General features: G+C 69.0%; 24 protein-coding genes. 11 read left to right on the top strand and 13 right to left on the bottom strand.

Annotated features, from left to right (window positions below):
- Positions 1-15: 15 nt before the first annotated feature.
- Positions 16-1380 carry a protein adenylyltransferase SelO family protein gene (locus FMM06_RS11235; protein WP_144237488.1) on the bottom strand — a complete coding sequence of 455 codons (1365 nt, stop codon included), beginning with the start codon at positions 1378-1380 and terminating at the stop codon, positions 16-18.
- Positions 1377-2021 carry a TetR/AcrR family transcriptional regulator gene (locus tag FMM06_RS11230; RefSeq protein WP_144237487.1) on the bottom strand — a complete coding sequence of 215 codons (645 nt, stop codon included), beginning with the start codon at positions 2019-2021 and terminating at the stop codon, positions 1377-1379. The genes FMM06_RS11235 and FMM06_RS11230 overlap by 4 nt, the downstream gene beginning before the upstream one ends.
- A gap of 79 nt (positions 2022-2100) precedes the next feature.
- On the opposite strand from FMM06_RS11230, the gene FMM06_RS11225 reads away from it, so the two are divergent.
- On the top strand, positions 2101-2967 hold the full coding sequence (locus FMM06_RS11225; RefSeq protein WP_144237486.1) for an alpha/beta fold hydrolase: 867 nt from the start codon (positions 2101-2103) through the stop codon (positions 2965-2967).
- On the opposite strand, the gene FMM06_RS11220 is transcribed toward FMM06_RS11225, so the two are convergent.
- Both FMM06_RS11220 and FMM06_RS11215 read right to left on the bottom strand, forming a co-directional pair.
- Complete coding sequence (locus FMM06_RS11220) at positions 2964-4172, bottom strand: cation:proton antiporter domain-containing protein (RefSeq protein WP_144237485.1); 1209 nt, start codon at positions 4170-4172, stop codon at positions 2964-2966. The two genes, FMM06_RS11225 and FMM06_RS11220, sit on opposite strands and share 4 nt — an antisense overlap.
- A gap of 50 nt (positions 4173-4222) precedes the next feature.
- The gene (locus FMM06_RS11215) at positions 4223-4471 is read right to left on the bottom strand and encodes a hypothetical protein (RefSeq protein ID WP_144237484.1); all 249 of its coding nucleotides are present in this window, start codon (positions 4469-4471) and stop codon (positions 4223-4225) included.
- Positions 4472-4583: 112 nt separating this feature from the next.
- Between FMM06_RS11215 and FMM06_RS11210 the strand changes: the two genes are divergently transcribed.
- The 3 genes from FMM06_RS11210 (at position 4584) to FMM06_RS11200 (ending at position 7803) form a co-directional block, all read left to right on the top strand.
- The gene (locus FMM06_RS11210; protein ID WP_144237483.1) at positions 4584-5825 is read left to right on the top strand and encodes a putative DNA modification/repair radical SAM protein; all 1242 of its coding nucleotides are present in this window, start codon (positions 4584-4586) and stop codon (positions 5823-5825) included.
- 126 nt (positions 5826-5951) lie between these two features.
- Positions 5952-7439, top strand: coding sequence for a UdgX family uracil-DNA binding protein (locus FMM06_RS11205; protein WP_144237482.1), 1488 nt, complete (start codon positions 5952-5954; stop codon positions 7437-7439).
- 55 nt (positions 7440-7494) lie between these two features.
- The gene (locus FMM06_RS11200; protein WP_144237481.1) at positions 7495-7803 is read left to right on the top strand and encodes a hypothetical protein; all 309 of its coding nucleotides are present in this window, start codon (positions 7495-7497) and stop codon (positions 7801-7803) included.
- A 4-nt stretch (positions 7804-7807) separates the two neighbouring features.
- Here the strand turns inward: FMM06_RS11200 and FMM06_RS11195 are convergent, their stop codons facing one another.
- Both FMM06_RS11195 and FMM06_RS11190 read right to left on the bottom strand, forming a co-directional pair.
- Positions 7808-8440, bottom strand: coding sequence for a PEPxxWA-CTERM sorting domain-containing protein (locus FMM06_RS11195; RefSeq protein WP_144237480.1), 633 nt, complete (start codon positions 8438-8440; stop codon positions 7808-7810).
- Positions 8441-8497: 57 nt separating this feature from the next.
- The gene (locus FMM06_RS11190) at positions 8498-9175 is read right to left on the bottom strand and encodes a DJ-1/PfpI family protein (protein WP_144237479.1); all 678 of its coding nucleotides are present in this window, start codon (positions 9173-9175) and stop codon (positions 8498-8500) included.
- Positions 9176-9282: 107 nt separating this feature from the next.
- Between FMM06_RS11190 and FMM06_RS11185 the strand changes: the two genes are divergently transcribed.
- Both FMM06_RS11185 and FMM06_RS11180 read left to right on the top strand, forming a co-directional pair.
- Positions 9283-10023, top strand: a complete 741-nt coding sequence (locus FMM06_RS11185) for a hypothetical protein (protein ID WP_144237478.1) — start codon at positions 9283-9285, stop codon at positions 10021-10023.
- Positions 10023-10337, top strand: a complete 315-nt coding sequence (locus tag FMM06_RS11180; RefSeq protein ID WP_144237477.1) for an NTF2 fold immunity protein — start codon at positions 10023-10025, stop codon at positions 10335-10337. Before FMM06_RS11185 ends, FMM06_RS11180 begins: the two co-directional genes overlap by 1 nt.
- 148 nt (positions 10338-10485) lie before the next feature.
- On the opposite strand, the gene ald is transcribed toward FMM06_RS11180, so the two are convergent.
- Positions 10486-11583, bottom strand: coding sequence for an alanine dehydrogenase (ald, locus tag FMM06_RS11175; protein ID WP_144237476.1), 1098 nt, complete (start codon positions 11581-11583; stop codon positions 10486-10488).
- A gap of 179 nt (positions 11584-11762) precedes the next feature.
- Between ald and FMM06_RS11170 the strand changes: the two genes are divergently transcribed.
- Positions 11763-13676 (top strand): potassium transporter Kup, encoded by a 1914-nt coding sequence (locus tag FMM06_RS11170; RefSeq protein WP_144237475.1) that lies wholly within the window; start codon positions 11763-11765, stop codon positions 13674-13676.
- On the opposite strand, the gene FMM06_RS11165 is transcribed toward FMM06_RS11170, so the two are convergent.
- The 4 genes from FMM06_RS11165 to FMM06_RS11150 all read right to left on the bottom strand — a co-directional run bounded on the left by FMM06_RS11165 (position 13673) and on the right by FMM06_RS11150 (position 17264).
- On the bottom strand, positions 13673-14062 hold the full coding sequence (locus FMM06_RS11165; RefSeq protein ID WP_144237474.1) for a hypothetical protein: 390 nt from the start codon (positions 14060-14062) through the stop codon (positions 13673-13675). The two genes, FMM06_RS11170 and FMM06_RS11165, sit on opposite strands and share 4 nt — an antisense overlap.
- 11 nt (positions 14063-14073) lie before the next feature.
- Positions 14074-15540: a Sec-independent protein translocase family protein gene (locus tag FMM06_RS11160; protein ID WP_144237473.1), complete on the bottom strand. Its 1467-nt coding sequence runs from the start codon at positions 15538-15540 to the stop codon at positions 14074-14076.
- 63 nt (positions 15541-15603) lie between these two features.
- Positions 15604-16356, bottom strand: a complete 753-nt coding sequence (locus FMM06_RS11155) for a TIGR02186 family protein (protein WP_144237472.1) — start codon at positions 16354-16356, stop codon at positions 15604-15606.
- Positions 16353-17264, bottom strand: a complete 912-nt coding sequence (locus tag FMM06_RS11150) for a sulfite exporter TauE/SafE family protein (RefSeq protein ID WP_144237471.1) — start codon at positions 17262-17264, stop codon at positions 16353-16355. Before FMM06_RS11150 ends, FMM06_RS11155 begins: the two co-directional genes overlap by 4 nt.
- A gap of 97 nt (positions 17265-17361) precedes the next feature.
- On the opposite strand from FMM06_RS11150, the gene FMM06_RS11145 reads away from it, so the two are divergent.
- The gene (locus FMM06_RS11145; RefSeq protein WP_144237470.1) at positions 17362-18258 is read left to right on the top strand and encodes an aliphatic sulfonate ABC transporter substrate-binding protein; all 897 of its coding nucleotides are present in this window, start codon (positions 17362-17364) and stop codon (positions 18256-18258) included.
- Positions 18259-18263: 5 nt separating this feature from the next.
- Here FMM06_RS11145 and ligD read toward each other — a convergent pair whose 3' ends face one another.
- Together ligD and ku are read right to left on the bottom strand one after the other, a co-directional pair.
- Positions 18264-20786, bottom strand: coding sequence for a DNA ligase D (gene ligD, locus FMM06_RS11140; RefSeq protein ID WP_144237469.1), 2523 nt, complete (start codon positions 20784-20786; stop codon positions 18264-18266).
- Between the two features lie 3 nt (positions 20787-20789).
- Positions 20790-21671 (bottom strand): non-homologous end joining protein Ku, encoded by an 882-nt coding sequence (gene ku / locus FMM06_RS11135; RefSeq protein ID WP_144237468.1) that lies wholly within the window; start codon positions 21669-21671, stop codon positions 20790-20792.
- 180 nt (positions 21672-21851) lie between these two features.
- Here ku and FMM06_RS11130 point away from each other — a divergent pair, with 180 nt between their 5' ends.
- From FMM06_RS11130 to FMM06_RS11120, 3 genes are all read left to right on the top strand, one after another.
- Positions 21852-24539 carry a PAS domain-containing protein gene (locus FMM06_RS11130; protein ID WP_144237467.1) on the top strand — a complete coding sequence of 896 codons (2688 nt, stop codon included), beginning with the start codon at positions 21852-21854 and terminating at the stop codon, positions 24537-24539.
- Between the two features lie 38 nt (positions 24540-24577).
- Positions 24578-25828 (top strand): dipeptidase, encoded by a 1251-nt coding sequence (locus tag FMM06_RS11125; RefSeq protein WP_144237466.1) that lies wholly within the window; start codon positions 24578-24580, stop codon positions 25826-25828.
- Between the two features lie 96 nt (positions 25829-25924).
- The gene (locus FMM06_RS11120) at positions 25925-26215 is read left to right on the top strand and encodes a hypothetical protein (RefSeq protein ID WP_144237465.1); all 291 of its coding nucleotides are present in this window, start codon (positions 25925-25927) and stop codon (positions 26213-26215) included.
- Positions 26216-26395 lie beyond the last annotated feature (180 nt).

The following is a 26395-nucleotide window of genomic DNA, read 5'->3' as shown; positions in this document are numbered from 1 at the left end:
ACTATGGCCCGAAGGTCAGACCATCGCGATGCGCAGCGCCTCGATGTCCGCCAGCTTGGCGGTTAGCGCCGACCAGTCGTCGGCGTCGGCGATGCGCGCCCAGATCGCCTCGATCTCGCCGATCGGCAGGCCGCACGGCGCATCGCCCGACCAGTATGGGTGGTCGCGGCTGGCGGCGGGCTCGTAGTCGGCGACCTGCACGACGAACGGCGCAAACTCGGGCCGCGCGTAGGTCGCGCCCTCGCTTGGGCCGCGCTGCCGCCCGCCGCGCCAGTCGAACCAGAAGCGGTCGAGCGGCATCGCCGTCGCCTTCAGCCCCGCGACCATCGCATCGGCGAGCGCCACGTCGGCGGCGTCGCCGCGCGGCCTGACCCCCAGGCGTGCCAGCATCGCGGTCGCGAATGCCGCCTCGTAGCGCGCCGGATAGGCTTCGAGCGCCGGCCGCAGCGCCTCCAGCGGCGCGACGGTGCGTAGCGCGAGCGCCAGCTGGAAGACGTTCCAGTGCAGCGCCTCGGCCTGGCGTCCGAAGGCATACAGCCCCTGATGGTCGAAATAGGCGGCGGTGAACTCCTCGTCCCAATCCTGCGCGAAGCGGTACGGGCCGTAGTCGAAGCTTTCGCCGGTGATGTTGATATTGTCGGTGTTGAGGACGCCGTGGACGAACCCCGCCGCCATCATCTGCGCCGCCTGGCGCGCGGCGTTGGTCACGGCATGGTCGAGCAGCGCGGCATAGGGGTCGGCGCTCGGCTCGAGATAGTGGCGCAGCACGTAATCGGTCAGCCGCGCCAGACCTTCGGTATCGCCAAGCGTCGCGAGGCGCTGGAAGCTGCCGTAGCGGATATGGCTGTGGCTGAGGCGCACCATCACCGCCGAGCGGGTCGGCGAGGGCTCGTCGCCGCGCGCCAGCTCCTCGCCGGTCTCGATCAGCGAGAAGGTCTTCGACGTATTCACGCCCAGTGCCTCGAGCAGCGCCGTCGCGAGCACCTCGCGCACGCCACCCTTCAGCGTCAGGCGGCCGTCACCGAAGCGGCTCCACGGCGTCTGCCCCGACCCCTTGGTGCCGAAATCGAGCAGCCGGCCCCGATCGTCGAAGCCTTGCGCGAACAGGAAGCCTCGCCCGTCGCCGAGATCGGGGTTGTAGGTGCGGAACTGATGCCCGTGATAGCGCAGCGCCAGCGGCGTGGTCAGCGAACCCGGCAGGGGCGCGAACCGCCCGAAATGCTGCACCCAGGCCGCGTCATCGAGATCGAGCCCGACGCTCGCGGCTGCCCTGTCGTTACGAAACCGCAAAATGGTCTGCGGAAAATCGGCCGCCGAGACCGGATCGTAGAAACCGTCGCCGAGTTCGAGGATCGCCTGCGACGGCTTCCAGTCCGTCACGTGCCCGTCGGATAGCCGCACGCCGCGCGGACGAAGCGGACCGTTTCCTTGACGACGCGCTCGCGCACCGCATCGTCGGGGGCAGTCAGATACAGCTCGATCGCGTCGCCGACGACGTGATGCGTGAACGATGCCGCCATCGGCACGTCGATACCGGTGATGCCGCGATAGGCGAAGGCGACCTCCATCTGGTGCGTGATCCAGTCGGTGGTCGTCTCCTTCGACGCCTTGTAGAAGGGCTCGCCCTCGGGATTCTTGGTGGCGGCCAGCACGCCGACCTCGCACTCGGATCCCGTGATCACTTCCCACATGTTGTTCGTCGCGCAGAATTCGAAGACGCGCGGGATGATGATGCCGGGCTCCAGCGTCTCGAGCGCGTCGCCCTGCTGCATCGCGACGATCATCGCCTCGCCGTAGCTCCGGCCGAGTTCGGCGAGCAGGTTCTTCTTCGACCCGAAGTGATAGAAGATCGACCCTTCCGAGACTTCGGCCTCGCGAGCGATGTCGGCGGTGCCGGTGTTCGAAAAACCGCGGCTGGAAAACAGCATGTTGGCCGCCGCCAGCACGCGCTGGCGGGTTTCGGCCGGGTCGTACCGACGGCTACGGGTATCGACCCGCGCATCAAGTGCACGCGTTGCCACTGTGACCGATCTCTCCTATCCCCAACGCGCACGCTTACGCTCGAACTGAGTCATAGTCAAAAATTCTGAACGGGGGATGATGGCCGCAGGTTCCGCCTGGACGGACGAGTGGTTCTGGTCGCTGGACGGGCTGCGCCTGCACTACCGCGACTATGCCGGGCCGCCGGACAAGCCCGTGCTGCTGTGCCTCGCCGGGCTGACGCGCTCGGCGCGCGACTTCGAGGCGTTCGCCGCGGCGCATGCCGGGCGCTGGCGCGTCGTCGCGGTCGACCTGCGCGGGCGCGGCGAGTCGTCCTATGCCAAGGATCCGCTCAGCTATGTGCCGCTGACCTATCTGCAGGACCTGCACGCGCTGCTGGCCGCGGCGCGGATCGAGCGCTTCGTCGGTGTCGGTACGTCGCTCGGCGGGCTGCTCGTCATGCTGATGACCGCGACGCACCGCGATGCCATCGCCGGCGCGATCCTCAACGACATCGGGCCGGTGGTCGAGCCGGGCGGGCAGGCGCGGCTGCGCGGCAATGTCGGGCGCGGTGCCAACTGGCCGACGTGGATGCACGCGGCGCGCGACTTCCAGACGCGCAACGCCGCGATCTATCCCGACTGGGGCCTCGCCGACTGGCTGAACTTCGCCAAGCGCCTATGCCGCCTGACGCCGCAGGGGCGCATCGTGTTCGACTATGATGCGCGCATCGCGGAGGCGTTCCGCCTGCCGGGCGGCGATGCGGGACTCGACCTGTGGACGGCGTTCGATGCGCTGGCGAGCGTGCCGGTGCTCAGCGTGCGCGGCGGCGTTTCGGACGTGCTGAGCGCCGCGACGCAGGCTGCGATGGCGGCACGGCACCCGGGGCTGCGCACGGTCGTGGTGCCGCGCGTCGGACACGCCCCGACGCTGAGCGAGCCCGAGGCCGCGGCAGCGGTCGCCGACCTGCTCGACGCGGTGCGCTAGGCCTTTGGTTCGGTTTCGGTGACCCGCTCCACGACTGCGCCAGCGGTCAAGCCGTGGACGATCGTCGAAACCACGATGACGAACACCGCCGCGGCCCACATCTCGCGCCGGTCGGCGAGCGGCAGCGCCCCCAGCCCGAAGGCGAGGTAATAGATCGTGCCAATGCCGCGTACGCCGTAGAACGACACGACCAGCCGCGCGCGGCCCTTCAGGTCGGTGCCGATCAGCGACAGCCACGCGGCAAGCGGGCGCAGCACGAAGATCAACGCGAGGCCGATCAGCGCGAGCGGCCATTCGAGCCACATCGACAGGCCCGGCAGTGCCGCGCCCAGCGCGACGAGCAACAAGGCGAGCAGGGCGTGTTCGATCGCCCCGGTGAATTCGTTCAGCGTGCGGTGGAATTTATGCTTCTGCTCCGATTGGCGCAGCGCGATCCCGGCGACGAAGGCGGCCAGAAAGCCGTAGCCTTCGGCAAGCTCGGTCGCCCCGAAGGTCAGCATCGCACCGGCCAGCGCGACAACGCCCGCATCTGTCTCGGCAAGCGAATTGCCCCGCGGCCAGGCAAATAGCAGCTTGCCGAGCAGCCAGCCCGCCGCTGCGCCGCCCGCGACCCCGGCGACGATGCGATAGACGACGTCACGCAGCAGCCATTCGAGCCCCCGGTCGCCCGGATGCCAACCCGCCCCGGCGACGATCATCGCCAGCAAGACGAAGGGAAAGGCGAGGCCGTCGTTGAGCCCTGCCTCGGCGGTCAGCGTGAAGCGCACCGGGTGCTCGCCGCCTTCGAGCGGCGGGCCGACCTGGACGTCGCCCGCCAGCACCGGATCGGTCGGCGCGAGTGCCGATCCGAGCAGCAGCGCCGCCGCCAGCGTCAGCCCGCCGAACTGCCAGCCGAGCAGGGTGACCGCCGCAATGCACAGCGGCATGGCGAAGACCAGCAGGCGCGCCGCCGGCCGCCACTCGGGCGCGGACACCAGACGGTCGATCCGCAGGCCTGCACCGAACAGCGCGACGACGATGACGATCTCGCTGCCGATCTCCCATCCTTTCGGATGACGGATCGGGTCGACGAGATCGCCGAGGCCGGGGACGAGAAGCGACGCCAGGAATCCTGCCGCGACGAGCAGTGGCGCCGCCGCAGGCTCGCGCCCCGACACCCAACGCGGCAGCCAGAACGCGAGGATGATCCCCGCGCCGATCCACATCAGTCCGAGGTGAAGACCTTCGAATTCAAAGTCGGGCAGCGCCGAGATGATCAGTATCGCGTCTGGTCGGGGCCGGTACCGCCCGGGCGACCTGCGACGGTGCCGGCATTACGCTTGTCGAGATACTTCTTGACCGCATAGCCGCCGACCGCTGCGCCGATCATGCCGAGCGGGCCGAAGCGCTTGAGCACGAACGGCAGCGCCGCGCCCGCCGCCATGCCGAGCGGTCCGGCCGACACGCCGCCGACCTGCCGCGCCACCGCGCGTCCCGCTACCATCCGGATCAGATTGCCGATCATCGTTGCGTTCTCCTTCGTCGCCTCAATCGTTTCCCGTACCGCCGGTTCCGCGCCGGTCCGCCGCGACACCGCGCCGCTTGCCCTTGTCAACCCAAGAACATAGAACGAACGGGTGGCACAACTCGACACCCGGTCCAAGCTCGCGATTCTCGCCGATGCCGCGAAATACGATGCGTCGTGCGCGTCGTCGGGGACGGCCAAGCGCAATTCGGTCGGCGGCAAGGGGGTCGGGTCGACCGAAGGATCGGGCATCTGTCATAGCTATGCGCCAGATGGGCGCTGCATCTCGCTGCTCAAGATCCTGTTGACCAACAGCTGCATTTTCGACTGCCATTATTGCATCAATCGCAAATCGTCGAACGTCCGCCGCGCGCGCTTTACCGTCGATGAGGTCGTGCGGCTGACGCTCAGCTTCTACAAGCGCAATTACATCGAGGGGCTGTTCCTCTCCTCGGGCATCATCGGGTCGTCGGACTATACGATGGAGGCGATGGTGCGCGTCGCGAAGACGCTGCGCCTCGACCATGATTTCCGCGGCTATATTCACCTGAAGACGATCCCCGACGCGGCGCCCGAGCTGCTCGACCAGGCGGCGATGTATGCCGACCGCCTGTCGATCAATGTCGAGCTGCCGACCGTCGAGGGGCTGGGCAAGCTCGCCCCCGACAAGGATGCCGGGCGCATCCGCCTCGCGATGGGCGGGCTCAAGACGGGCATCGCGGAGAACAAGGAGGCGCGGCGCAAATTCCGCTCGGCGCCGAAGTTCGCGCCCGCCGGCCAGTCGACGCAGATGATCGTTGGAGCGGATGCCGCCGACGACAGCGCGGTCGTCGCCAGCGCCTCGTCGCTGTACGGCAAGTTCGGTCTGCGCCGCGTCTATTACTCGGCCTTCTCGCCGATCCCCGATGCGAGCGCGGTGCTGCCGCTCGTCCAGCCGCCGCTGATGCGCGAGCATCGCCTGTATCAGGCCGACTGGCTGATGCGCTTCTACGGCTTTAACGTCGGCGAGGTGCAGGATGCGACCGACGCCGGGATGCTGCCGCTCGACATCGATCCCAAGACGGCGTGGGCGCTGAAGCACCGCGCGTCCTTCCCGGTCGACGTCAACAAGGCACCGCGCGAGATGCTGCTGCGCGTGCCGGGGCTTGGCGTAAAGAGCGTCAACGCCATCCTGCGCGCCCGCCGCCAGCGACGGCTGGAGCTTGCCGACATCGGCCGGCTGACGCGCGGCATCGAGAAGCTGCGCCCCTTCCTGATCGCCGCCGACTGGCGCCCCGTCGCCTTGGCGGAGCGCGCCGACCTGCGGCCGCGACTGGTCAAGGCCGAACGGTCGCAGCTGGAACTGTTCGGGTAGAACGCGACCCGTTTGCCGTCATGCTGGCGGACGCCAGCACCCATGGTGGTGCCAAGTCGAGCCTGACGCGTTCGCTCGGCAATGGGTGCTGGCGTGCGCCAGCATGACGAGAGTTTGGAGGAGCCGTTGCCGACCGTCACCCTCGCTCACCGCGATGATTTCGATGGCTGGCGCATCGCGGCGCGCAGCCTCGTCGCCAACGGCACGCCGCCCAGTGCGGTCACCTGGACCGTGGCGGGGGAGGGCGGCGACCTGCTCGGCGGCGACGCGGCGCCGGTGGCGGGCAACCCCAGCTTCACCGTGCCCAAGGCGTTTATCGACATGGCGCGGCGCGTCGTCTGCAATGTCGAGCCCGAGCGTTTCGCGCTGCTCCACGCAGCACTTGCGCAGCTGCGCACCCGTCCGAAGCTCCTCGACGACCAGGCCGACCCGCTCGTCCAGCGCCTGTACCGGCTCGACAAGGGCGTCCGCCGCGACGTCCACAAGATGCGCGCCTTCGTGCGATTTCGCGAAGTCGAGGACGAGGCGGGCGAGCGTTTCGCGGCGTGGTTCGAGCCCGAGCATCACATCGTCCGCCTCAACTCCGGCTTCTTCGTGCGCCGTTTCGCGCAGATGCGCTGGTCGATCCTGACGCCGCTGCTGTGCGTCCATTGGGACACGGCCGAGCTGAGCTTCACCTCCGGTGCGCTGCGCGGCGACGCCCCCGAGGGCGACCCGATCGAGGCGGTGTGGAAGACCTATTACAGCCACATCTTCAACCCGGCGCGCCTCAAGGTGAACGCGATGACCAAGGAAATGCCGAAGAAATACTGGAAGAACCTACCCGAGGCGGCGCTGATCCCCGACCTGATCGCGGGCGCGGGCGAGCGGGTGCAGGCGATGATCGACACCGTGCCGCGCGATGTAAGCGAAGGTCGTCATCCCCGCGAACGCGGGGACCCAGAGTCACCGGGTTTGGACCTGACCGGCGCGATCCCCGCAACCGAAAGCGCGACCTTGGGTCCCCGCCTTCGCGGGGATGACGAAATCGACGCCCTCCGCACCGAAGCCGCCGCCTGCACGCGCTGCCCGCTCTACGGCCCCGCGACTCAGACCGTGTTCGGCGAAGGGCCGCCGACCGCGCGGCTGATGTTCGTCGGCGAGCAGCCCGGCGACCAGGAGGATCTGGCGGGCAAGCCCTTCATCGGCCCCGCGGGACAGGTCTTCGACCGCGCGCTGGCCGCAGCCGGGATCGACCGCACGCGGGCGTACGTCACCAATGCCGTCAAGCATTTCAAGTTCGAGGCGCGGGGCAAGCGGCGCATCCATTCGAAGCCCGGCACCGGCGAGATCGAGGCGTGCAAATGGTGGATCGACCAGGAGCGCGCGGCGATCAAGCCCGCGGTCACCGTGGCGCTCGGCGCGACGGCAGCGCGGTCGCTGACCGGCAAGACGGTGACGATCTCCCGCGAGCGCGGCCGCGCGATCACCCTCGCCGACGGCAGCGAGCTGTGGATCACCGTCCACCCCAGCTTCCTGCTACGCATCGAGGACCGCGCGGCGGCCGATCTCGAATACGACCGCTTCGTCGCCGACCTGACGGCAATCCGGGAGCGGGTCGCGGCGCTCGGCTGACGGACCTTTGTGCGGAGTCGCGCATTGTGCCGGCGGCTTAACAAGGAGAAGCGCCATGAAGCGTACCATCACCGCCATCGCCGCCACGCTGTCGATCTTCGCCGTCGCGGCCCCCGCCGGCGCCGTCATCAACGCGCGCGGGCTGAACCACGACCGCCTGATCGATGCGGGCGAGCGCAGCGGCAAGCTGACCCGCGCCGAGGCACGCACGCTGCGCGCCGAGCAGAACGCCATCGAGCGCAACAAGCGCCGCTTCGAGCGCGACGGCAACTACACCCGCCGCGAAAAGGCGATCATCCACGATCAGCAGGATGCCGCCGCGCGCCACATCGACCGGTTGAAGGCCAACGGCCGCCGCGGCTGATGCCTCAGGCGGCGACGGTCCGCCGTCGCCGCATTGCCGTCCCGGTGATCCCGAAGCCCGCGATCAGCAATGCCCAGGTCGCGGGCTCGGGCACCGGGTTGGCGTCGTAGAAGGTGAAACTCGCCTCGTCGCCGACCCCGGTCGCGAACAGGTCGAAATCGACATAGAAGAAGCTGTAGGATTCGGCGCAGTCGCCGGCCACGACAAAGGTCGGGGTGCAGTTGTAGAAATCGGGCGGCGGCGCGAAGTCGATGCGCAGCACATTGCCGCTCAGCGTCGTGCGCAGCGGGGTCGTCCCGCACACCGGGTTCGCCAGCGTCGAATTGCAGCTCGGCGAATAGCTATATTCGTTTCCCGTGAGGACCGGCACGTAATTGCCCTCCTCGTCGGTCGACCCGAACTCGTCCCACCACAATTTCGCGAGCTGGCCGTTGATCGTCCAGTTGCCGCTGGTCAGTTGTCCTTGATCGACCGTGATCCAGGTCGTGCCCGCCTGCAGCACATAGGGCTCGTACAGTGCGTTGAGCGCGTTCGCCTCGCCGCCGAAGGCACCGACGGTCTCGGTATGGATAACCGCGCCGCGCGCCGGACCGGCCAAGGTCAGTGCCGCTGCCAAACCCGCCACGAGCCAACGCATCGCCGCCTCCGTCCTCGGACTGCGACAAAATGGCACAACTTGGCTGTTAAAACAATCTTAAGGCGCGGCGATCGCGGCGATTTCAGCGCGGCGGTTACCCAAGCGCTGCTCCATCAGGGCACTGACGCGGGCGAGAATCTCGGGCCGTGCCGTCGCGGGCGTGCCGCCGCCCAGCGGCTGCGGATCATATTCGAGCGACAGCTGGATCGACTCGGCGACATCGCGACCGAACTTCTGCTCGATCACGCGAAACGCGAAGTCGATGCCCGACGTGACGCCGCCCGCGGTGATGCGGTTACGGTCGATGACGGTACGCTCGGCGACGAACTCCACCCCGAACTGCGCCAGCTGGTCGCCCCACGCCCAATGGCAGCCGGCGCGGTACCCGGTCAGCAGCCCCGCCGCGGCGAGGATCAGCGATCCCGTGCAGACACTGGTCACCAGCTCGGCCCCCGCCGCCTGCGTGCGCAGCCAGTCGAGCACCTGCGGGTCGCTCATCACCGTCGTCACCGGTATGCCGCCGGGCACGCAGATCATGTCGAGCGGCGGGCAGTCGGCCAGCGTCACCGTCGGAACCAGCGCCAGGCCGCAGTCGCTCATCACCGGGTCGAGCGTCTTCCAGACATAATGCAGCTGCGCCCCGGGCATGCGGTGCAGCACCTGCGCGGGCCCGGTCATGTCGAGCTGCGTCAGCCCGTCCCACAGCAGGAAACCGACGTGAAACGGCGTCGTCATTGCGGCTCTCCCGGGTGTCGTTGCGGGGCGCATAGTCGAAACGACTAGAGGCTGAAAGCGCCGTCCTGCGTTAAATAGCGACAACCCAGGGGGCTGGGAGAGATGCGATGCAGGTGCAGGGCGATATCGGGATTCGGTCGGCGACGACCAGCCAACCCACGACACGGTCACCCGCCGAGGCGGTGATCGACCAGGCGACGACGGCCTTCGGCACGATCGACACGCGCATGCTGGCGCAGGCGGTGCTGGGGCCGATGCTGGCCGGCGGACCGGCGAATGCCAGCCTGCTCCGCGACATCGGCAGCCAGCTGTCGCCGGTCCAGCAGGGCAATCTGCAGCGCGACATCACCGACACGGTCGAGAAGCTGGTCGAGTCGATCATGAAGTTTTTCAACGGCCTGTTCGGCTCTGCGGCGACCACCCCAACCGCGCCTCCTGCCGCGACGCTGCCCCCGGCCGCGAGCGACAGCGCGCAGGTGCCCGGCCTCGAGTCGATCGCGCGCGATCCTGTGGTCGCCTCGGCGATCGAGGCGTCGTGGAATGCGTCGAACCCGAACACGCCGGGTGCGAAGGTGGAGACCGGTTTCTGGGTGGTCCGCGACAACGCCACTGGTGCGCTTTCGGTGGTCCAGTTCCCGTCGAACGGTACCAACGACTCGCTCACCCCGGGTGCGCCGCCGGCGATCGACGGCAAGACCACGGTGGCGTTCTTCCACACCCACCCGAACACCAGCGCCGAGGGCTATACCTCGGGGCCGAGCAGTGCCGACCAGCGCTTTGCCGATGCGACAGGCATCCCCGGCATCATTCGCTCGCACGACGGCATGTATTATTTTAACAATCGCTGATGCAGGGACTGCACATGGCGGCGGCGGTGCTTCTGGCGAGTGCCGCTGCGTCGTGCAGCCAGTCCGCGCCCAAGGAGATCACCATGGCGACCACCTCTGACGATACGCGCGACGAGGCGCTGCAGGCCGGCATCAAGCTCGTCGCCGAGAAATTTCCCGACTTCTCGCCCGCCCGCAAGACCCCGACGGTCACCGAGGACGGCGACACCTGGGTCTTCACCTACGAACTGCCCGCCGACATGCTGGGCGGCGCACCGGTCGTCGTGCTGAGCAAGGCCGACCTGTCGGTGGTGAAGACCTACCGCACGCAATAATTCTCGCCCCCCCTCCCTCTTCAGGGAGGGGCCGGGGGTGGGTGCGCGGTCCTTGCCGCGCTCTTGTCTCGAAAGGAAGGGCTCGCGAAGACGCTCGCACCCACCCCCGACCCCTCCCTGAAGAGGGAAGGGGGGAAGGAAGAAGACGCTACGCCACGTATTCGAGCCCCAACGCCTCGGCCACCGCAGCATGGCGGATCTTGCCGCCCGCGACGTTGAGCCCGGCGGCGAGATGCGGGTCGGCGGCCATCGCAGCTTCCGCCCCGAGATTGGCGAGGCGCAGCACGAAGGGCAGCGTCGCGTTGTTGAGGGCGAAGGCCGAGGTGCGTGCCACCGCGCCGGGCATGTTCGCGACGCAATAATGGATGATCCCGTCGACGACGTAGACCGGGTCCTGGTGCGTCGTCGGGTGGCTGGTTTCGAAGCACCCGCCCTGGTCGATCGCGATGTCGACGAGCACCGAGCCGCGCTTCATCAGCTTGAGCATGTCGCGGGTGATCAGCTTCGGCGCTGCGGCCCCCGGGATCAGCACCGCGCCGATGACGACATGCGCGCTCTCCAGCATCGCGGTGATCGCGGCCTTCGACGAATAGACGGTCTTGACCCGGCCCTCGAACATCTCGTCGATCTCGGCGAGGCGGCTGGTGGAGATGTCGTAGATCGTCACATCGGCACGCAGGCCGACCGCCATCTGCGCGGCGTTGATGCCGCTGACACCCCCGCCCAGGATCGCGACGCGCGCCGGTGCGACACCGGGAACGCCACCGAGCAGGATGCCGCGGCCGCCCTGTTCCTTCTCCAGGTAGTGCGCCCCGACCTGCACCGACATGCGCCCCGCAACCTCCGACATCGGGCGCAGCAGCGGCAGGCCGCCGGCGCGCTCGGTAACCGTCTCGTAGGCGATGCAGGTCGCGTGGCTGTGCATCAGCGCCTCCGCCTGCGGCTTGTCGGCGGCGAGGTGGAGGTAGGTGAACAAGGTCGTCTCGGCGCGCAGCATCGCGCACTCGTGGAGCTGCGGCTCCTTCACCTTGACGATCAGGTCGGCCGTGGCGAACACCTCTGCGGCAGTCGCGGCGATCTCGGCACCCGCGGCGACATAGTCGTCGTCGGTGAAATCGATGCCCATGCCGGCCTGCGTCTCGACCGTGACGCGGTGCCCCGCGGCGGTCAGCTCGGCGACCGACGAGGGGGTCAGGCCGACGCGATATTCGTGAATCTTGATCTCCCGGGGGACACCGACGTGCATGGCATTGCTCCAATATTTTATGCGGGTCGCTATAACGGCGCGGCGAGGCCTTGTCGCCTCGTTGCTAAGCCCGCGGCACGATGCTAACGCGCCCGCCGTGACCGATTGGGGCGAACAGGCAATGCAGTCGTGACGCACCGTCGCCCGCCTGAGCGCACCCGCGCCGGCAGCCGCCTGGCATGACGTCGACCGCTGCCGAGGCGGGGCTGCCCAACAGCTACGCGACGGGACACCACCCGCCGCAGGGGCTGGCCAAGCTCGCGATGGGCGCGATCGGCGTGGTCTTCGGCGACATCGGGACGTCGCCGCTCTACGCGCTGAAGGAGACCTTCACCGGACACCACAAGATGCCCGCCGACGACCTCCACGTCTTCGGCGTCATGAGCCTCGTCTTCTGGACCATGATGATGGTCGTCACCGTCAAGTACATCCTGATCATCCTGCGCGCCGACAACCGGGGCGAGGGCGGCAGTCTCGCATTGCTCGCGCTGATCAACCGCCTGACGCCGGGCGCCAGCTGGTCGAAGGGGCTGATCCTGCTCGGCGTGCTGGCGACCGCGCTGTTCTTTGGCGACTGCATCATCACGCCCGCGATCTCGGTGCTGTCGGCGGTCGAGGGGCTGACCGTCGTCGACCAGGGCTTCAGCGATTACGTCCTGCCGCTGGCGATCGGCATCCTCGTCGGGCTGTTCGTCATCCAGGCGCGCGGATCGGCCAAGGTCGGGGCGGTGTTCGCGCCGATCATGCTGCTCTATTTCCTCGTCATCGCGGTGATGGGCATCAACCAGCTGGTCCGGTCGCCGGAGATCCTGCTGGCGCTCAACCCCTATTACGCCGTCGAGTTCTTCCTCTACGACCCGCTGCTCGGCTTCTTCGCGCTCGGCTCGGTGGTGCTCGCGGTGACGGGGGCCGAGGCGCTGTACGCCGACATGGGGCATTTCGGGCGCAAGCCGATCGCCGTCAGCTGGCTGTGGTTCGTGCTGCCCGCGCTGCTGCTCAACTATCTCGGCCAGACCGCGATGCTGCTCGACGCGCCGCAGAACGCGGTCAATCCCTTCTACCTGATGGCGCCTGAATGGGCGCGGCTGCCGCTGGTGTTCCTCGCGACCTGCGCGACCGTCATCGCCAGCCAGGCGGTCATCTCGGGCGCCTTCTCGGTGTGCCAGCAGGCGGTGCAGCTCGGCTTTCTGCCGCGTCTCAAGATCGTCCACACCTCGGCGAGTGCCGCGGGCCAGATCTACATTCCGACGGTCAACTGGGCGCTGCTGATCATGGTTATCCTGCTCGTCGTGACCTTCGGGACGTCGAGCAGCCTCGCCAGCGCGTACGGGATCGCGGTGACCGGCACGATGACGATCACCACGGTGATGATGGCGGTGCTGGTGTTCAGCGTGTGGAAGTGGAACCGCTGGATCGCGGTGCCGCTGATCGGCGGGCTGCTGATCATCGACCTCGCCTATCTCGCGTCGAACCTGACCAAGATCCCCGACGGCGGCTGGTTTCCGCTGCTCGTCGGCGCGGTCGCCTTCACCTTCCTGACGACCTGGGCGAAGGGCCGCCACCTGATGATGCTGCGCCTGCGCGAGAGCGCGATGCCGATCGAGGTGTTCATCAAGTCGGCCGCGACCGCCGCGACGCGCGTCCCCGGCACCGCGGTGTTCATGACCAGCAGCGCGGTCGGCGTGCCCCACGCGCTGCTCCACAACCTCAAGCACAACAAGGTGCTGCACGAGCGCATCATGATCCTGACGGTAGTCATCGACGAGGTGCCCTACGTCGACGACGAGGACCGGCTGGAGGTGCGCGACCTGGGGTCGGACTTCTACCGCCTCGTCATCCGCTACGGCTTCATGCAGGAGCTCGACGTGCCGGGCGTCCTCAAGACCGTCGAGAACTGCGGCCCGAAGCTGAAGATGATGGACACCAGCTTCTTCCTCGCGCGCCAGACCCTGCTCGCCAGCGACCGCCCCGGCATGGCGATCTGGCGCGAGAAGCTGTTCGCCTGGATGCTCAGGAACGCCGAAACCGCGATGGAATTCTTCAAGCTGCCGACCAACCGCGTGGTCGAGCTGGGGTCTCAGGTTGAGATCTAGGTTACCAGCGCCACCGGCAGCCCGATCAGGGCGGCCAGCGACTGCAGGCACGCGAACACGCCGGACGTCTGCTGGTCGGAACAGAATGCCCGGAACTTGGCAGCCAGCGTGGTGAGGGACTTGGTCGCGCGGTCGGCGTCGATCGCCGCCGGTGCCGCGACGCTGGTTTCGGTTTCCGCGACCGCCGTCAGCAGTTCGGTACGCTGCACCGGGCTGAGCTGACCCTTCACCGCCAGCTCCTCGATGCCGCCGCGCAGCGCGGTGAACGCCTCGGCGAACTGGGCCGGCGTGCCGATCGCGACCATCGCGCGCGCGCCGTCGCCGATCGCGACCGCGCTGAGGACGGCATCGCGGCCGGCCGAGATGGTGATGTTACTCGTCGACATGGTTCCTCCAGTCAGGCGGCCTTGCGCAACGCCGGCCGGCCCAGTGCCGGGCCTGCGCCCGCCTGCGCACCGGCACCGATCGCGACGCCCTGCAGCGTGACGTCACGCGCGGCGGTGACGCTGATATTGGTTGTTTGCAGCACATTTGCCTGGGCGGATATCGCCGTGGAATCGATGCCGTGGCTCTCGAGCAGGTCGACCAGCGCCGCGAAGATCTGCTCCTCGATGATCCTGAAATGCTGGGCGGCGTCGATCTTCTGAAACCAGTTCGGGTAAGTGTTCGCCGAAATATGCTGCCGCAGCGACCAGGTGGCGCCGTAGTTGTAGGCCGGGCTGGCGATGACCTCGCGGCGTTCGCGCCGTTCGTCGCTGCCCGTCAGTCTCAGCGCGCCGCCGGGCAGCTGGGCCGCCGCCGATGCGAACGCGCCGATGACGTCGAGCGGGATGAGGGTGAGGCTGACCGAGAACCACTTGATCGCGCCCCAGACGCCGAGATACCGCATCTCGTCGATGCCGCGATAGGAATTGGCGATCGGCGGGAGCGCGAGCTTGACGACCTCGACCGCCAGCGCGGCGCCGCGGGGCACGCAGCGGAACGCGTAGGTCAGCACGACCTCGCCACCCCAGTCGACGATCGTGATCGTGCGGTACAGCCGCCCCCGGGCGCTGCTGACGTTGCGATACGCCGCCGCGACCTCGACGCTGACACTGCTCGCCGGCCGGGCATAGGAGCTGCCCTGCAAGCCGGCGACCCCGCGGGCATCGACGCCGCTGACGAACAGCCGCTCGCCCAAGGTTGCGCCGGCCAGTTGGAGGCGACCGACCGCGCGGGTCATCGCCAGTTCGACTTCCAGCGCCTCCAGCCGCTCCGGGGGTACATCCCGGCCGCGCGCGCCCCTGGTCGTGTCGAACGACAGGTTCCACGACCCCAGATTGATGCCGAGACCGAGAAACGGATCGGCAACCCCCGAGCAGGAGACCGGAACCGCCTCCTCGGTCGTCGCCACACCCTTTGGCAGATACCGCTGGCGCTGTGCCTCCGCATCGTAGCGGTTGCGGCGAAACTGGGTGGCGTCGTGGAAGCGCGCGATGCCGCGCAGCGTCAGCAGGCCGATGACGAGCAGGACCAGTCCGGCCGGCTCGGCGACGATTGCCGTGACCAGCGTCGCCGCGACGACGGCCCAGGCCAGCCAGCGTGCCCGCGTCTCGATATCGCGGCACGCCGCCAGGATCAGCGGCATGTCAAGCCCGGGCTCGGGGGCCAGCGCCTGAAACGGATTGCCCTTCCGGGTGAGGATCAGACGGCGAAACAGGAAGCCGTTGATCACCAGGCTCGCAAGCACGATCCGTGTCGGATCGCTGGCGGGATACAGCTTCTCGCGATTTCGCCGCTTGTTCAATGCGTCGCCGAGCGAGGCGCTGATGAACACCAGCACCAGGATCGCGATCAGCCAGTGCCAAAGGGTTAAGCCGCCCACGTCGCCATCCCACCCGGTGCCCGATCAGACAGGTATCATTTCGGGGGCAGAGTGAAAAGTCGCCTAGGTCCGCCGCACCACCAGCCCCGCAATCCAGCCCGCGAGGAGCGCGACCGCCACCGCGAACAGGCCGTACAGCAGCGAAAACCGCTGCGCCGCGACGAAGACGAAGCGTTCGAAGCCCGACTTGTCGATGCTGATCGGGGTTTCGCTGCGCGCGATCACCTTGCCGCGGCGGATCAGGAAGATCTCGGCCATGTAGTCGCCGACCGGCACCGCGGAGGGGATCGCAATGCGAGCGCGGTACAGGATGTTCTGCGTCACGCCGACCGCGCCCTCGTGCTCGGCGAACAGCCCGGCGCGGCGGCGCAGGTCGATCAGGCCGCGCTCGAACTCGGTGGTCTCCTCCGGGCTGTTGCCGCTGGCGGGCGACAGCTGCAGCGAGCCGACGCCGATTTCGTAGATCGCGGCGGTGCGCTCATCGACCAGCCTGGCGATCGGGGCGGAGGTCGACACCGCGTAGAAGCCCGGCGCGGTCTCGAACCGCACGCTCTTGGTGTTGACCCAGATGCCGGCGACGCGCGCCTTCTTGCGAACCGTGATCGGCACCGGCGGCCCGCGCACGACGATCGCCAGCCCCGGCGGCTCGTCGGGCACCGCGCCGCGCGGATACTGGATCGCGCCGAAGACGAGGAGTTCGGCGCCGCGGAAGGTGTAGACGATGTCGATGCGCCGCTGGCTGATGTCGGTGATCAAGCGGATGGGTGCCGCACCGCTCAGCGCCAGCCACAGCGCCAGGATGGCGGCGACCCTCACTCCTGCACCGAGAACAGCTCGGCCGGCGTCCAGGTCAGGCCGATCGCCAGGCGGATGGCGACGCCGACGACGAGCAGCGCGAGGAACAGGCGCAGCTTCTCGGGCTGCAGCTTCTGCGCCGCGCGTACTCCAAGCTGCGCGCCGACGACGCCCCCCGACAGCAGCAGCAGCGCCAGCACGATGTCGACCGTCTGCGACTCGACCGAATGGAGCATCGTCGCCGCGGCGGTGACGAAGACGATGTTGAACAGGCTGGTACCGACCACGACGCCCGCCGACATGCCGAGCAGGTAGAGCATCGCGGGCACCATGATGAAGCCGCCGCCGATGCCCATGATGACCGTCAGGATGCCGACCGCGACGCCGAGCAGCAGCGGCGCCAGCGGCGAGATGTACAGGCCCGATTTGTAGAAGCGCGTCTTCCACGGCAGCGCCGCGATCCAGGGGTGGTGCGGGTGGAGGCGGCCGGGCAGCTTGACCCCGGCGCGCACCCGCCGCACCGCGCCGATCGCCTCCTTCAGCATAAGCCCGCCGATCGTGCCGAGGAACAGCACGTAGATCAGCCCGATCGCGATATCGATCTGGCCGAGCGACTGGAGGAAAGCGAACACCACCGACCCCAGCCCCGCACCGACCACGCCGCCGGCGGTCAGCACCGCGCCCATCTTCAGGTCGACGCCGCCACGCCGCCAGTACGCCAGCGCGCCCGACACGCTCGCGCCGGTGATCTGCGTCGCCGACGATGCGACCGCGATGGCGGGCGGTATGCCGTAGAAGATCAGCAGCGGGGTGGTCAGGAAGCCGCCGCCGACCCCGAACATGCCCGACAGGAAACCGACCAGCGCACCCAGACCGATGATGACGAGGACGTTGACCGACATCTCGGCGATGGGGAGGTAGATCGACACGCGGGCGACGATAGCGGGGGCGGTGCGATATGTCCCCCCTTTGCCGTGTTCGGGGCCGGGGTTGCGGTGCACGGCGAACGCGCCGAAAACGCGGACCATGATGACGCGCCGCCTCGTCGTCGGATCACCGCTCGCGCTCGCGGCGTGCGGCGGACCCGCGCGGCTGCGCATCGGCTATCAGAAGAACGGCCTGCTGCTGATCGCGCGCGAGCGTGCGACGCCCGCCGCCGACTGGCGCGAGTTTCCCAGCGGGCCTCCGCTGCTCGAGGCGATGAGTGTCGGCGGGCTCGACCTCGGCGGCACCGGCGACACGCCGCCGATCGTCGCGCAGGCGTCGGGGGCGAACATCGTCTATGTCGCGGCGCAACCGGTCAGCGGCGCGGCGGCGGCGATCCTGGTGCCGCGCGGCTCGGCCCTGCGCACGGCGGCCGACCTGCGCGGCAGGCGCGTTGCGTGGCTGCGCGGGTCGTCGGCGCAGGGGCTGGTGGCTGGCGTGCTCGCGGACGCCGGGCTGACGGTCGGCGATATCGAGGCGGTCAACCTCGCGCCCGATGCCGCGGCGGGGGCCTTTGCGGGCGGCAGCCTCGACGCCTGGGCGGTGTGGGACCCGTATTTCGCCGCGGCCGAGGCGGAAGGGGCGCGCGTCCTCGTACCCGGGCGACCGCTGGCGGCGAGCAATTCGTTCATCCTCGCCAATCGCGATTTCGCGCGCGACTATCCGCGCGATCTGACCGCCGCGCTCGACGCGCTGGCGGGCACTGCGCGCTGGGCCGCGGCGAACCGCCCGGCGTTGGCGGCGCTGATCACCCGCGCGGCCAAGCTCCACCCCAACGTCGCGACGCGGGTGGCGGCGCGGCAGGACCTGACGCTGGTACCGCTCACGGCTGCGATCATCACCCGCGAGCAGGAGATCGCCGACGCGCTGTTCCGCGACGCCAGCATCCCGGCGCGCGTCGATGTCGGCGCGGCGGTGTGGCGGGGGTGGGCGGGGTGACGAGCTCAGGGTGAGCTTGGCAGCACCTTCGCCTTGACCTTCGGCCGCGCAATCCGCGCGTGCGCGAGCACCGCGGCCGGATCGGCGGCACTGAAGGCGTTCCCCGCCGTCACCGACTTCAGCTCGTCCCACGTCACCGGCACCGCGACGCCTGCGCCCTCGCGGGCCCGCACCGAAAACGGCAGCACGGCGGTCGCGCCGCGCTGGTTGCGCAGCCAGTCGACGAAGATGCGGCCCTTGCGCTTCGCCTTGCTCATGTTCGCGACGAAGGCGTCGGGCTCGTCGGCCTCTAGGCTTTCGGCAAACGCCCGCGCCCACGCCTTGACCGCCGGCCAATCGGCCTTGGGGGTCAGCGGCGCGACGACGTGGACGCCCTTGCCGCCGGTCAGCATCGGCGCGCTGTCGAGCCCCGCCGCCTTCAGCCGGTCGCGGACCAGTACCGCCGCGAGCTTGACGACGTCGAAGTTGACAGCCTCGTCGGGGTCGAGGTCGATGACCAGCCGGTCGGGCCGCTCGAGGTCGGCGACGCGGCTGCCCCAGCCGTGGAATTCGATCGTCCCCATCTGGACGCACGCGAGCAGGCCCTTGGCGTCCTCGACGTAGAGATAGGGCTCGGTCTTGCCGTCGCTCTCGGCGATCTCGACCGAATGGACGCTGTCGGCGAACATGCCGCTGTCGTGCTTCTGGAAGAAGCACTGCTTGGCGCGTCCCTGCGGGCAGCGCACGAGGCTGATCGCGCGGCCGCCGAGGTCGGGCAGCATGACGTCGGCGACGGTCTCGTAATAGGCGGCAAGCGCGCCCTTGGTCAGGCCAAGCTCGGGGAAGACGATGCGGTCGGGGGAGGAGATAACGACGCCGGTGGGGGTGGGGGCGGGCGCGGGCTTTGCCTTGGCGGGCTTGGCGGCGGCCTTCGCCTTGACGGGCTTTTCCTCGACCACCTCGCTCGCTGGCTTGTCGCCACGCAGGCCGATGAAGCTGGCGTGGCGGACATGGCCGTCGGCGGTAAACTCGGCGAAGGCGACTTCGGCGACGAGTTCGGGGCGCACGAAGTGCGCGCCCCGCTTGGCCAGCGCAGGCAGCTTTGCCGCGAAGGGCGACGCGTCGGCGGCCAGTTTCGAGAAGCGCTCGGTCAGGTCCTCGAGCGTCCGGTCGTCGAAGCCTGTGCCGACGCGCCCGGCGTAGCGCAGCCCGCCTTCCTCCTGCACCCCGAGCAGCAGCGACGCGAAGCCGCGACCCTTTTCCGACTTCGACCAGCCGCCGATGACGAATTCCTGCCGCTGGATGCACTTGGCCTTGAGCCACGATCCCGCGCGGCCCGATTTGTACGTCGCATCGGCCTTTTTCGAGATGACGCCCTCGTAGCCGCCCGCGCACAGCGCCGCGAACATCGCCTCGCCGCCGCCGCGGACATGTTCGGCGTAGTGGAGCGGGGAGAGGGCGCCGGCGAGCAGGGTCTTGAGCGCCGCCTTGCGCTCGGTCAGCGGCTGTTTCGTCAGGTCGTCGCCGTCGAGGTGCAGCACGTCGAACGCGAAAGCGATGATCGGCCCGCCGTCCTTGAGTGCCGCCTGCAACGCGCTGAAGCTCGGCTTGCCCTGCTCGTCGAGCGCGACGATCTCGGCGTCGAGCAGCGCGGTGTCGCAGGGCAGGGCGGCCGCGGCATCGGCGACCGCGCGGAAGCGGTCGGTCCAGTCGAGGCCCGAGCGGGTGTAGGCGACGCACTTGCCGCCGCCGACGGCGAGGACGGCGCGGTAGCCGTCATACTTGGTCTCGTGCAGCCACGCGTTGCCGGTGGGGGGCGTGTCGACGAGGGTTGCGAGCTGGGGTTCGACGAAGGCGGGGGGGGTGCCCTTGCCCTTGGTCTTCGCGCGCGGGGCACTGCCCACCCCTAACCCCTCCCGTACCGGGAGGGGAATCTGTTTGGGGGGAGTGTTCACCTTCAGGCGGGTTCCCCTCCCGGTACGGGAGGGGTTAGGGGTGGGCACGATCCCAGAGGCAATCTCCTCCATCGTCAGCCCACTCGCGACCCCGGTATCGAAATCCAGGTCCGCCCCGGTCGCGAACTCGTCGGCGATCTTCCCCAGCAGCCAGTTCTCCGCCTTGCCCTCGGGTTTCAGGCGGATCAGGACCCATTCGCCCTTCATGCGCTCGCCGGTCAGCTTGAAGTGCAGCTTGCCCTTCTTGACGCCTTCGCGCGGGTCGGCCTCGTTTTCCCACTTGCCGCGGTCCCACAGCATCACCGTGCCGCCGCCATATTCGCCCTTGGGGATCGTCCCCTCGAAGGTCGCGTAGCTCAGCGGATGGTCCTCGGTCCGCACCGCGAGGCGCTTGACCGACGGGTCGCCGCTCGGCGGCTTGGTCACCGCCCAGCTAAGCAGCACGCCGTCGAGCTCGAGGCGAAAATCCCAGTGCAGCCGCGACGCCGCGTGCTTCTGCACCATGAAGCTGTTGCCCGTCTTGCGCCCGATCTTGCCCGCAGGCTCCTTCGTCTTCGCGAAGTCGCGTTTGGCGTTGTAGCTTTCGAGCGCCACGCCCTACGCCCGCTTCCGCGCCGGCGCCTTCGCCGGGGCGCGCCGGGCCGGCGGCTTGGCGGCGCGCGGCTTGATGTCGGGCGGGGCGGGGGCGTCGCTGCCGCCGCCTTTCTCGATCGAGGCCTTGAGCGCCGCCATCAGGTCGATGACGTTCGACGGCTTCTTGTCGCCGCTGTCGGTCTCGACCACTGCGCCCTTCTTGCCGCGCTTGGCGTCGATCAGCGCACGCAATGCGTCGTCGTAACGGTCCTTGAACAGGCTGGGGTCGAACTTCTTCGTCCGCTTGTCGATCAGCGCGGAGGCGAGCTCCATCAGCTCCTCGGGCGCCTCGTCGTCGGAGATCGCGCGGAAGAAGCCGCTCGCCTTGTTGACCTCGTCCTCATAGCGCAGCGTCTCGAGGATCATGCCGCGCCCGCAGGGTTTTAGACTGACCAGATACTCGTGCCCGCGCATCGCCAGCTGGCCCAGCCCGATCTTCTTCGCGCCGCGCATCGCGTCGCGGATGACGCGGAACGCCTCCTCGGCCAGTTCGTCCTTGGGCACGACGAAATAGGGCTTCTCGAAATAGATCGGGTCGATCTCGCTCGCATCGACGAACTGCACCAGCTCGAGCGTGCGCTTGCTCTCCAGCTTGACGCCCTCGATCTCCTCGTCGGTCAGCAGGACATACTGGCCCTTCTCGACCTGGAAGCCCTTGACGATCTCGTCAGCGTCGACCGCGCCGATCCCGGGCACGGTCTTCTCATACTTGATCCGCTTGCCCGACGGTTCGTGGATTTGATTGAGCGCGATGGTTGCCGCAGACCGTGTCGCCGAATAAATCTCGACGGGAATCGAAACGAGAGCGAGACGAAGTTGTCCGGACCAATACGCGCGCGCCGCCATTATCATTTTCCCGCAGGATGAACCGTCGGCGTCACGAACGGCGGGCCGGGCCAGTCGTTCCCGCATTGATGCAGGTCAGGAACCAGATCCGCATGTCGGCGTTCACCACCGATCGACCGGCTATCTTGCCGGGCGATCCAGTCGACGCGCCCGGCGCCTCTCGACGATCGGGGCGGATTGATGAGTGGCTTGCATGCGCACCCGACCTTGCGGGGCAGTGAGCCGATGGGCACCGACGCCGAATTAGCAGCCGACTTTCGCGCCCTGTTCGGTAATGCCGATATCGGCATCGCGCAGATCGATATCGCCACCCGCCGCTTCGTCGCGGTCAACGGCGCGCTGTGCGCGATGCTGGCCTACGACCGCGCGACGCTGCTCGAAAAGACCAGCGATCTCGTGCATCAAGGCGACGTCGCGGCGCGTGACGACCTCTACGCAGGCCTGACGGCGACCGGCACGGCGCAGCAGGAAGCGCGGCTGATCGGCGGCGACGGCCGCGAGCTCTGGGTCCGCGTCCACGCGACGCTGGTCACCGACCCCGACGGCGAGACGCGGCGGGCGGTCAACCTGATCTACGACCTGTCCGAACAGCACGCCGCGGCCCAGCGCGCCGCCGAGGAGGCCGAGCGTTCGCACCTCGCGCTCGCCGCGGCGCAGGCCGGGACGTGGGAGTATCGCTACGACCCGCCCGAGATGCTGTGGTCGGACGAGGTTTTCGCGCTGTACGACCGCGACCGCGCGCTGGGCCCGGCGGATGTCGACGAGTGGCTGACCTACGTCCATCCCGACGACCGCGACGCCGCGCTGCGCCTCGGCCGCGAGACCGAGGCCGATTTCTTCACCGGCGAGTTCCGCGTGCGGACCGCCGCGGGCGGCTGGCGCTGGCTGGCGACCCGGGCGCGCGTCGTGCGCGGTCCCGACGGCAAGCGCCAGCGCATCGTCGGGATCAAAATCGACCTGACCACCCCGAAGGCCGCCGAAGCCGCGCGCGACGCCGCCAGCGCCCGCTTCGCCGCCGCGGTCGCGGCGACCGAGGGGGTCGTGTGGACCAACGACGCCGAGGGGCGGATGATCGGCGACCAGCCCGGCTGGAGCGCGCTGACCGGCCAGACTCCCGCCGAATACGAAGGCTTCGGCTGGGCTGCGGCGGTCCATCCCGACGATGCGCAGCGCAGCATTGACGCGTGGAACGCCTCGGTCGCGGCGCGCCGGCCCTATTTCGTCGAGCATCGCGTCTGCCGGCACGACGGCATCTGGCGCGACTTCGCGGTGCGCGCCATCCCGACCCTCGCCGCCGACGGATCGATCCGCGAATGGGTCGGCGTCCATACCGACGTCACCGAGCAGCGCGCCGCCGAACGCGCGCTGCGCGATCTCAATGCGACGCTCGAGGCGCGGGTCGCGCAGGCCACGCTGGAGCGCGACAGCGCGTGGAGCAATTCGCGCGACATCCTGCTCATCCTCGACAAGGACGGCGTCGTCACCGCCGCCAACCCGGCGTGGACGGCGACGCTCGGCTGGCCGGTCGAGGCGATCGTCGGACGGCATTACACCGACTTCGTCGTCACCGACGGCCAATCGTCGAGCGCCTATTCGCTCGGCGATGCGGCTCACGGGCCGTTGCCGGCCTTCGAGAAGCGCTATCGCCATCAGGATGGGTCGATCCGCTGGATCTCCTGGGTCGCGGCACCGGCGGGCGACGCGATCTACGCCAGCGGCCGCGACGTCACCGCCGACAAGGCCAATCGCATTGAGCTCGAACGCGCGCAGGCGCAGGTGCAGGAGATGCGCCAGCTCGAATCGATGGGTCAGCTGACCGGCGGCGTCGCGCACGACTTCAACAATCTGCTTACCCCCATCATCGGCAGCCTCGATGTCATGCAGCGACGCGGCGGGCTCGACGAGCGCAGCGCGCGGCTGGTCGAGGGCGCGCTGACCGCCGCCGACCGCGCCAAGACGCTGGTCCAGCGCCTGCTCGCCTTCGCGCGCCGCCAGCAGCTGCGCGCCGCACCGACCGACCTGCCGCAGCTCGTCGACGGGATGCGCGACCTGATCGTGCGCTCGGTCGGTCCCAATGTCGCGGTCGCGGTCGACGCCGCCCCCGACCTGCCGCCCGCGCAGGTCGACGCAGCGCAGCTCGAACTCGCGCTGCTCAACTTGGCCCTCAACGCCCGCGATGCGATGCCCGGCGGCGGCGTGCTGACGCTGGCGATCGCCGCCGAGACGCCGCCGCCCGAGGCCGGGCTGCCGGCGCGCCCCTATCTCAAGATCGGCGTCGCCGACACGGGTGAGGGGATGGACGAGACGACGCGCAAGCGCGCCATCGAGCCGTTCTTCTCGACGCGCGGCGTCGGACGCGGCACCGGCCTCGGCCTGTCGATGGTGCACGGGCTGGCGGCGCAGTCGGACGGCCGCCTCGAACTCGACAGCGAGCCCGGCGCGGGCACCGTCGCGACATTGTGGCTGCCGATCGCGGCGTCGGCGCCGGTCGCGTCGGCCGGCCCGGCAGGCGTCACGCTGGAAGGGCGCACGGTGCTCCTCGTCGACGACGAGCCGCTGGTCCGCGCGACGACCGCGGCGATGCTCGCCGACCTGGGGCTGACCGTCGTCGAGGCCGACGGGGCGGCGGCGGCGCTGCGCCTGCTCGGCAGCGAGACGACGATCGACATGCTGGTCACCGACTATCTGATGCCCGAGACCAACGGCGCCGAGCTGGCGCGCGCCGCGCAGGGGCTGCGGCCCGGCCTGCCGGCTATGCTGGTGACCGGCTACGCCGACGCCCGCGACCTCGACCTGACGCTGCCCAGCCTCGGCAAGCCGTTCCGCCAGGCCGAACTCGCCGCCGCGGTCACGCGCCTGATCGGCTGACGCTTGCCATTACGTTGCCGCGTGCCGAAAGTGTCCGCATGCGCATCCTGACCCTGACTGCCCTGCTGCTCGCCACCGGGGCGACCGCTGCCACCCCCTATGACGCGCGTATCGACCGCGTCCTCAAGGCGACGCCGCTGATCGACGGGCACAACGACTGGCCCGGCCGGTTGCGCGGCGACTTCGCCGAGAGCTGGTGGACCGCCGACCTGAACAGCGACCTGCGTAGCCGTCCGCGTCCGATGCACACCGATATTCCGCGGCTGAAAGCAGGCCGCGTCGGCGCGCAATTCTGGTCGGTCTATGTTCCCGCCTCGCTGAGCGGCCCGGCAGCGATCAAGGCGACGCTGGAGCAGATCGACATCGTCCGCGGGCTGACGGCGCGCTACCCGGCAAGCTTCGAGATGGCGTACACCGCCGCCGACATTCGCCGCATCCACAAGGCGGGGCGCATCGCCTCGCTGATCGGCGTCGAGGGCGGGCACCAGATCGGCGAATCGCTGCCGGCGCTGCGCCAGTTCTACCTGCTCGGCGCGCGCTACATGACGCTGACGCACAGCCTCAACAATTTCTGGGCGGACTCGGCGACCGATGCGCCGGCGCACAACGGGCTGACGCCGTTCGGCAAACTGGTCATCGGCGAGATGAACCGGCTCGGCATGCTCGTCGACCTCAGCCACGTCAGCGAGAAGACGATGGCCGACACGCTCGACACGACCAAGGCGCCGGTGATCTTCTCGCACTCATCGGCGCGCGCGCTCAACGATCATCCGCGCAACGTCCCCGATGCGATCCTGAAGCGCATGGCGGCGAACGGCGGCGTGGTCATGGTGACCTGGGTGCCCAGCTTCATCGACCCCGCGCGCTTCGCCTACGAGCAGGCGAAGAGCGCCGAGCAGTCACGTGGGAAGACGGGCTATCCGGGCCAGCCCGAGCGCGCCGCCGCGGCGCTCAAGGCGTGGGAGGCCGCCAACCCGCGCCCCGTCACGCCGCTGACCGTCGTCGCCGACCATATCGATCACGTCGCCAAGGTCGCGGGCCATGCGCATGTCGGGATCGGCGCCGACCTCGACGGCATTCCCGATACGCCCACGGGGCTGACCGGGGTCGAGACCTATCCCGCGCTGCTCGCCGAGCTGATGCGCCGCGGCTGGAGCGATGCCGACATCGCCGCGCTGGCGGGCGGCAATCTGCTCCGCGCGATGGCGGCGGCGGAGGGGGTCGCGGCGTCGCTGAAGGGGAGTGCGCCGACCGCGACCGAGTTCGCGCCCGCCACGCCGGAGCCCTGACCCGCCAATTGTTTCGCCTGTACCGCGATTCGACGCTTGCCGAATCGGCGGCAACGCGGTGATTGTGCGCGACTTCAGCTGCCGGGGGGCCGTGCCATGCGTGAGATTGAGATCATTCGTCCGGCGCCCGCGACGCCGCCGCGCCTCGTCGAGGCCGATCTCGCCGACAACGAGCTGCTCGCCTTTGCGCTGACCTTCGCAGGCACCCGCCACGTCGGCCCGCTGGTCGACCGGCTGCTCGCCGAGTTCGGCGATGTCGAGATCGTCCTGGCCAGCACCCCTGCCGAGCTGCGCACCCGCGGCGGCCTGACCAATCGCGCCGTTGCAATCATCAAGCTTCTCAATGCCTTCCGCGCCGACAACCGCCGGGGCAGATTGCTAAACTAGGCGGGGGACCTTGACAATTACGTACCAATACGGTACGTGGGATCGTTGTCGGTCTGCTCGCTGTTTCTCATGGCTGGACGTGTTCTGGGGTCGCCTTTGGCGGCGCCAGCGTACGTGCGTGGGCCTCACTTAGTGTGTCCTAAGGCGAAGTGCGGGGAAGGCCTCCCAAGTTCCGTCATC

The sequence above is a fragment of the Glacieibacterium frigidum genome, assembly GCF_007097155.1.
In the GTDB taxonomy this organism is placed as follows: domain Bacteria; phylum Pseudomonadota; class Alphaproteobacteria; order Sphingomonadales; family Sphingomonadaceae; genus Glacieibacterium; species Glacieibacterium frigidum.
The sequence above is the reverse complement of the archived record's forward strand: the minus strand, read 5'-3'. Positions and strand labels throughout refer to the sequence as shown.

Bases quoted from the DNA above. Each gene is read 5' to 3' on its own strand.
- FMM06_RS11225 (WP_144237486.1), top strand. From the start codon at position 2,101: ATGGCCGCAGGTTCCGCCTGGACGGACGAGTGGTTCTGGTCGCTGGAC.
- FMM06_RS11220 (WP_144237485.1), bottom strand. From the start codon at position 4,172: ATGTGGATCGGCGCGGGGATCATCCTCGCGTTCTGGCTGCCGCGTTGG.
- FMM06_RS11215 (WP_144237484.1), bottom strand. From the start codon at position 4,471: ATGATCGGCAATCTGATCCGGATGGTAGCGGGACGCGCGGTGGCGCGG.
- FMM06_RS11200 (WP_144237481.1), top strand. From the start codon at position 7,495: ATGAAGCGTACCATCACCGCCATCGCCGCCACGCTGTCGATCTTCGCC.
- FMM06_RS11195 (WP_144237480.1), bottom strand. From the start codon at position 8,440: ATGCGTTGGCTCGTGGCGGGTTTGGCAGCGGCACTGACCTTGGCCGGT.
- FMM06_RS11190 (WP_144237479.1), bottom strand. From the start codon at position 9,175: ATGACGACGCCGTTTCACGTCGGTTTCCTGCTGTGGGACGGGCTGACG.
- FMM06_RS11185 (WP_144237478.1), top strand. From the start codon at position 9,283: ATGCAGGTGCAGGGCGATATCGGGATTCGGTCGGCGACGACCAGCCAA.
- FMM06_RS11180 (WP_144237477.1), top strand. From the start codon at position 10,023: ATGCAGGGACTGCACATGGCGGCGGCGGTGCTTCTGGCGAGTGCCGCT.
- ald (WP_144237476.1), bottom strand. From the start codon at position 11,583: ATGCACGTCGGTGTCCCCCGGGAGATCAAGATTCACGAATATCGCGTC.
- FMM06_RS11170 (WP_144237475.1), top strand. From the start codon at position 11,763: ATGACGTCGACCGCTGCCGAGGCGGGGCTGCCCAACAGCTACGCGACG.
- FMM06_RS11165 (WP_144237474.1), bottom strand. From the start codon at position 14,062: ATGTCGACGAGTAACATCACCATCTCGGCCGGCCGCGATGCCGTCCTC.
- FMM06_RS11145 (WP_144237470.1), top strand. From the start codon at position 17,362: ATGATGACGCGCCGCCTCGTCGTCGGATCACCGCTCGCGCTCGCGGCG.
- ku (WP_144237468.1), bottom strand. From the start codon at position 21,671: ATGGCGGCGCGCGCGTATTGGTCCGGACAACTTCGTCTCGCTCTCGTT.
- FMM06_RS11130 (WP_144237467.1), top strand. From the start codon at position 21,852: ATGAGTGGCTTGCATGCGCACCCGACCTTGCGGGGCAGTGAGCCGATG.
- FMM06_RS11125 (WP_144237466.1), top strand. From the start codon at position 24,578: ATGCGCATCCTGACCCTGACTGCCCTGCTGCTCGCCACCGGGGCGACC.
- FMM06_RS11120 (WP_144237465.1), top strand. From the start codon at position 25,925: ATGCGTGAGATTGAGATCATTCGTCCGGCGCCCGCGACGCCGCCGCGC.